This is a genomic window from Variovorax sp. P4_D9, from assembly GCF_056401695.1.
Genome location: NZ_JBFUIU010000601.1, coordinates 1 through 5,540, shown reverse-complemented (window position 1 = coordinate 5,540; position 5,540 = coordinate 1). Strand labels below are relative to the sequence as shown.

Below are 5,540 nucleotides of genomic sequence, written 5' to 3'. Positions count from 1 at the left end.
GTACATCGAAGGCATCGAGCGGCCACTGCGCCGAGTGCTGCGCCTGACCGAGCGCACCATCGATGCGCAGGGCCAGTTGTTGATCGAGCCCAAGCTCACGCTGGACGGCTGGAGCACGAGCCTGAACGCCAAGCAGTTCGATGCGAAGGCCATCATCGCGCTGTACGCCGACCACGCCACGCACGAGCAGATCCATTCCGAATTCAAGACCGACCTCGATCTGGAGCGGCTGCCCTCGGGCAAGTTCAGTACCAAATGTCTGGTGTGCGAGTTGGCCGCTCTGGCCATGAACTTCCTGCGCCTGATGGGACAGCACGCACTCCTCCGGCCGGATGCACCCGTCAGGCACAGCGCCAAGCGGCGGCGCATCAAGACGGTCATGCAGGAGCTGATCTACCGAGCTGGGCGACTTATCGATCACGGCCGGCGAATCGTGCTGGGACTGGGCTTCAATGACCGGGCGGCCAAAGTGTTCATGCGTTCGTAGGCGCAGTTCGCGGCGATCAATAATGGAGCGTGAACTCGGCGTCATGTTTCGCCGCCGCAGCCCATACAGTATTCGACCATCTCAAATCTCGCGTGCAACAGCTGTCGCGAGGTACAGGCTCGACTGATTCTCCCGCAATTGGTCACCAAGTAACGTCAATTCGCACAATCGGGCAGCCCTGCAACGCAACGCAGCGCTGATTGCTCGCGACTTCTGCTCTGGCATATTGGCCGAACAGTATCGGCGCCGCCGGCAAGGGTCACGGATTCAGGTGCGTAGTGACGCATGGCAGCGCCCACGCTACCCACCCGCGCGGTCCAGGAACGGCAGTCAGGTCCCTCGTCGTGCACCTCGATGGTCTTGCGCCAGGCTTCGCGCTGGCTCGCGTTGACCTCGCCCAGGTTGAGCACCTGCCTTTGCACCACGCGCCCATCGGCCAGTCGGCGGTTTTCCACCACGCTCCAGTATTCGTGCGTCTTGCCGTCCTTCAGGCGTCGGTTGCAGCGCAGAAACATGCGGCGCAGTTTGGGAACCGCTCGACCGCACGCCAAGGACCAAAGTCTCCACCACAAACGTTTTGCGGCATCGTCCCTACGCGCATCAAGCACTTGCGTCGCTCAACACCCGAAAAATCGTCAAAATCGGGGTCGAGTTGAGAAAGAGGGGCTAGCGCGCATGGCGGATAGGCAAGCCATCGACCCGCACCGACACTGCGCCCTGTACCTTGCCCGTTTACCGAACCCAGGTCTTCAACACCGGGACAAGCGCTGCCGACGCAATAGTGATCATGTGCGCTGTCAAGCGGCCACCTCTAAAAGCGACGACGAGTTCTGGACGCCCCTCGCGCAGCATATGGGCGTTTCTGATGCGTGCAGCACGACCCTGGTAGCGATCCCAGGCAGTGGTGAACGTGGCGACCTCGATTCCCCGTGCTTTGGCCCAACGGCGTGCGAACTCGTCGACCCCCGTCGCGCCACCTTCGATGAGTTGGGTGATGGCCTGGCGGCCGTCAACGCGGTCAAGGACATGAACGATGAACGCCCAGTCGTCGTAGTTGCGACCACCACAGACTAGTACTCTCATGAAGTGGCGGTGCTTTCATGGAGCGGCTAGAGACGCGCCGGTGCATAGCCGCTAACTTGATCATCTTCTAAAGACTCGGGCGTCGCGAAGGCCCGCAGCTGGCGCATCAGTCGCACCAGTTGTGCGGCTTGAGGCGCTGCAGCCTTCAACTGCATCAGCGCGGGATCGTGGTTCATCTTCCAAGACGGCAGGTCGTTCCAGCAGCTTGCGATGAACGCGACGAGGTTGCGGCCGCGAAGCACGCCCATCGAACGCTTCAACGACCCATCCATCTTCGATTGGCAATGCAATGCGAGCAATGCGGTCTCGGCCAGTGCCTTTGGGCCACCTTCGACAAGTATCTGACGACCTGCTTCACGGAGTGCGACGGGAGCATGGTTACTGCCCTCCCATGCCGAAGCTGCAAGCAGCAAGAGATCGTGGATGTGAACGGGCAACTGGTCGTCCATCTGGTCGGTCTCCTTGAACCAAGTCGAATTTCTGAAAGAATTTTGTAGTCCGCCCTAGGAGCCGACAAGAGATTCGTCGCAAGCGCGCATCATGTTTTTGCGAAAGCTGATCAATTTTTTGGAATGCACGGTTGAGGTGAATGCTTTAGCTGTAGTCGTTGGACAGCGAAGCAGCGGATGTGCCGTACGCACCGCCGGTTGTTTCGGAGCAGCGCATTGGCTTCGGTCGCTCGCCGTCGGTCGCCGTCTTGTGCGTGCCGTAGTTGTCCATCACGTCCACACGCCAGCTTGAGCAGGCAATCAAGCAGTATCTCGACATCAACAACGCCAAGCCCAAGCCCTTCCAATGGGTCAAGACCGCCGATGACATCCTTGCAAGTGTCGAGCGATTTTGTCTGCGAACTTCTAACTCAGGACACTAGAGCTCGCTTAAACAACTCGTCGTCGGAGAGGTCGCCTAGATCGGTCATCTTTCAATTTTTCCGTGTGACATCCAGTAGTGGGAAGAGCCCCCTGCATCGCCCTATCCGTGGACCGGGCAAATGTCACCGAAATACGGCGTCCTATCGACGTTCAACGCCAACGCGACTTGTTGCCTGGAATGGAAGCGGCCCTCCTTGCCTCCCTTGGCGGTCAAGCGCACAGTCGCGCAATGAACCAAACCGACGTCATGCTCGCCGTGGTCGAGATGGCCAGGGTAGGGGGTGCGTTGCCTGCGACGGAAGCAATTTCGCACATCGCGGCGTTTATCGACCGCTTGGACAAGGCGAGCGAACGCTACCAAATCGATCTCGAGGTTCTCCTGAGCGTCGGAGCGACGATCTGGACGCTGGAGGTTGAAGCGGCCAAGCGAATATGAAAATGCCCACGATCAGCAAGGTGCCGAGCGGAACCGGCGCGATGGTCCGCGCCCTGGCCTGCCACTCTAGATGCCTTTTTCGGTCGAGTCGGAAAGCAGGCGTCGGGTCCGTTCACCGAGTTTTGCCAGGCGGCCTCTGACAGTGGTCGTAGCCGCTCTCTGAGACCGGTGTGCCTCGCGCTCGTGGCCCAGAGCCGCATTGAGGGCCTTGAGGCCTTGCGGGTTGCGCTTCCAGACCCCGGTAACCGTGAAGTTGCCCCGATTTGACGGCACGAAGTTGGGGATKATGTTGATCTGTTGGGCGCCGATCCGATGCAGGAGCTGCGCACGGTCCCTCGCGACCTTGAGGAAGTCGTCGTGCCTTTCAATGGGAGAATTCAAAGAGACCCTGATCGTTGCTACTGCCACGAAATGCTCAGCCAAGTATGCGACTGCCTCAACGAGCACAAGCTTCCTCGACGCCCAGCTATGCCGCATCGGGATGGCCGAGGGCACGAAGCGGTCGAGGTGAACCTCGTGCCCACCCGGTGATACGGACACTGCCCCGATGGTCCCGACAGGTATCTCGCCATCGTAGAAACACATGAGTTCCCCGAGCTTGTACGGAGCAGACCCAGGCCCTGTGATGCGGAGCTCAGTGAAAGTCAGCGATTGGCTTGCAGAAGAGTCCCTGGCGAGCGGTGAGGGAATGTGGTTCAAGCAGGCCCTGCCTGACCCGCGAACCGCCAGGTCTTCAACACCGGCACGAGCGCTGCCGCAGCAATCGTGACCATGTGCGCAGAAGCGGGGTTGGTTAATTTGCACTGACTGGCGTTTTTGTGGTGATAGTCTCGATGACCACGATCCTCCCACGGCGGGTCAGGCGCAAGGGTGGGCAGGCAGCGTGCAGGACGATTTCTTCGACGATCCCATGAAAGCTGCGGCGCTGGGCCTCTTGCTTCAATGGGCCTGCGAGGACAACGAGAGCTTCGCGGCGACCTTTCAGCCCATCGCGTACAGCGAGCAGGCTCTCTGCCCCTTCCACCACGATGGCCTCGGCTTCGCGGTGAACGTCGTGCGCAACGGGATCATGGACGACTGGGAAATCTTCGCCTACTGGGGCCAGGGCGGCGATGTCGTGGTGCCTGAGTGGCAGCGTCAAGAGGCAGATCGGCGCTTCGACTTTGACTGGGCGCCAGACTGGCTGTACCGCCGGTGCGGCGGCGCGCGCGATGCCGCCGACCTGCCGGGCGAGATTCGGGGCGCACTGTATATCCGGGCGATCGAGCTCGCCTTCCCGATGGCCGACACCGACGCGGAGCTCTACTTGGCCGCCGCTCCCCGAATGTAGCTGCGACATGACCACCCGGACAATGCCGCGACCAGGCCTGACGCCGCATGTAGCTCAAGGACGATCAGCGCCTTGATGATGGAGCTGAAGGAATTCGCCCCCGGTATGGCAAGCAGCCACTACCCTTGGGCGGACCGCTTCGTGATGGGCCTTCCGCTGGCTCCGTGGCAGCGCGATTTCAAGTGGAGCGAGGAACAGCCCCGGCGCTTCATCACCTGGAGTTCATCTCGGCACCTACGTCGTGACCGACATGGAACTGCGTCCCGCCCGCGGCGGCTACAACGGCATCGGGTACGAATACCTCACGAACTGCGTGATCGAAGGCCAGCAGCGTCTGAAGTCGCTCGAGCTCTACCTCACCGACCGACTGGAGGTACCAGGTGAGCGAGAGGGACCAGCGGCGCTTCGGAAACATCGTCTTCTCTCGCGGAACGATCCGCGAACGCGACGAGCAGCGCCTGCGCGAGCTCTACGACGTCATGAACTTCGGCGGCGTGGCGCACGAGGCGCACGAGCGCGCCGTGTCGGCCGAAGAGCTCGAACCCGCGGAACGCCCGCGTCCGTTCTGAACCTGATCACGCCGCCAGGCGGTGCTCGTAGTAAGGCCGCTCGCGATCGTCGAGGATCGCATAAAGGGCGGCCAGGTCGGCGCTATCTGGTTGGAGCCATGCGTCAATGTTCTCTGGCCTGATCGGAACGATGCAGCGATCGTGCCCAGCGGCCGCGACCTCCGGCGGCGGCTCGTCCGTGATCGCTGCGAAAGGGAGCAGCTCTGGCTCGTCGGACCCGGCCGGCGCAACCCACCGAGACCAATGACATGCGACCAGCATGTCCTGCGTGGGCTGCGGCCTGAACTCGAGGACCGCGCTGGCGCCATCGCGATCGACATTTTCGTAGAACGCCGAGATGGGCAAAATTCCGTGCGCAACGCCAAACGTCCCGCGCCAAAAAGTGATCTCCAGATTGTCTTTTCGAGCATTGTATGAACCCTCGGCAGCAGCTCGGCACGATTCAGATCCGCGAGCTTGCCCTTCGCCCACTCGATCGTGTCGGTGGCGATGCGGACGTCATCCCTTGCCTTCTTCGTCACCTTAGTCTGGAGTGCGCGCTCCCCGTCTGCCAGGCGCTTGCGCTGCTTGAACAGCTCCTGCTCGAGCTTCGTCGCCTGAAAGCATCGATGAGTGCCTTGACCTCGCGCTCCTCATCCGTCTGGGGATCGAGGAAAAGGGCATCGACAGCCTTCGGGATCTTGATCTTCGCATCGCTCTAGTCTTACTGTGTTAGTAATTTAAACGAAATCAAGGCATTATGTGCACTTCTTCAAGAGAAGGG

The 5,540-nt window shown here is 60.9% G+C and carries 7 protein-coding genes and 3 pseudogenes; 4 read left to right on the top strand and 6 right to left on the bottom strand.

Features of this window, described 5'->3' with window-relative positions:
• Positions 1-487, top strand: a pseudogene (locus tag AC1DY5_RS40135) (IS1380-like element ISCARN34 family transposase); the annotation flags it as partial.
• A 335-nt stretch (positions 488-822) separates the two neighbouring features.
• On the opposite strand, the pseudogene AC1DY5_RS40130 reads toward AC1DY5_RS40135, so the two are convergent.
• The 4 genes and pseudogenes from AC1DY5_RS40130 to AC1DY5_RS40115 all read right to left on the bottom strand — a co-directional run.
• Positions 823-1,002: pseudogene (locus AC1DY5_RS40130) on the bottom strand (IS1634 family transposase); the annotation flags it as partial.
• Between the two features lie 217 nt (positions 1,003-1,219).
• Positions 1,220-1,570 carry a DUF2493 domain-containing protein gene (locus AC1DY5_RS40125; RefSeq protein ID WP_478120017.1) on the bottom strand — a complete coding sequence of 117 codons (351 nt, stop codon included), beginning with the start codon at positions 1,568-1,570 and terminating at the stop codon, positions 1,220-1,222.
• Positions 1,571-1,596: 26 nt separating this feature from the next.
• Positions 1,597-2,019 (bottom strand): hypothetical protein, encoded by a 423-nt coding sequence (locus AC1DY5_RS40120; RefSeq protein ID WP_478120016.1) that lies wholly within the window; start codon positions 2,017-2,019, stop codon positions 1,597-1,599.
• 145 nt (positions 2,020-2,164) lie between these two features.
• The gene (locus AC1DY5_RS40115; protein ID WP_478120015.1) at positions 2,165-2,323 is read right to left on the bottom strand and encodes a hypothetical protein; all 159 of its coding nucleotides are present in this window, start codon (positions 2,321-2,323) and stop codon (positions 2,165-2,167) included.
• A 348-nt stretch (positions 2,324-2,671) separates the two neighbouring features.
• On the opposite strand from AC1DY5_RS40115, the gene AC1DY5_RS40110 reads away from it, so the two are divergent.
• The gene (locus AC1DY5_RS40110; RefSeq protein WP_478120014.1) at positions 2,672-2,878 is read left to right on the top strand and encodes a hypothetical protein; all 207 of its coding nucleotides are present in this window, start codon (positions 2,672-2,674) and stop codon (positions 2,876-2,878) included.
• Between the two features lie 66 nt (positions 2,879-2,944).
• On the opposite strand, the gene AC1DY5_RS40105 is transcribed toward AC1DY5_RS40110, so the two are convergent.
• Entirely contained in the window at positions 2,945-3,301 is a 357-nt protein-coding gene (locus AC1DY5_RS40105) for a hypothetical protein (protein ID WP_478120013.1), read from the bottom strand.
• A gap of 487 nt (positions 3,302-3,788) precedes the next feature.
• On the opposite strand from AC1DY5_RS40105, the gene AC1DY5_RS40100 reads away from it, so the two are divergent.
• Positions 3,789-4,208: a hypothetical protein gene (locus AC1DY5_RS40100; RefSeq protein WP_478120012.1), complete on the top strand. Its 420-nt coding sequence runs from the start codon at positions 3,789-3,791 to the stop codon at positions 4,206-4,208.
• Between the two features lie 380 nt (positions 4,209-4,588).
• A complete protein-coding gene (locus AC1DY5_RS40095) occupies positions 4,589-4,777 on the top strand; it encodes a hypothetical protein (protein ID WP_478120011.1) in 189 nt (62 codons plus the stop codon).
• Positions 4,778-4,783: 6 nt separating this feature from the next.
• On the opposite strand, the pseudogene AC1DY5_RS40090 reads toward AC1DY5_RS40095, so the two are convergent.
• A pseudogene (locus tag AC1DY5_RS40090) lies at positions 4,784-5,468 on the bottom strand (SOS response-associated peptidase family protein); the annotation flags it as partial.
• Between the last annotated feature and the right edge of the window lie 72 nt (positions 5,469-5,540).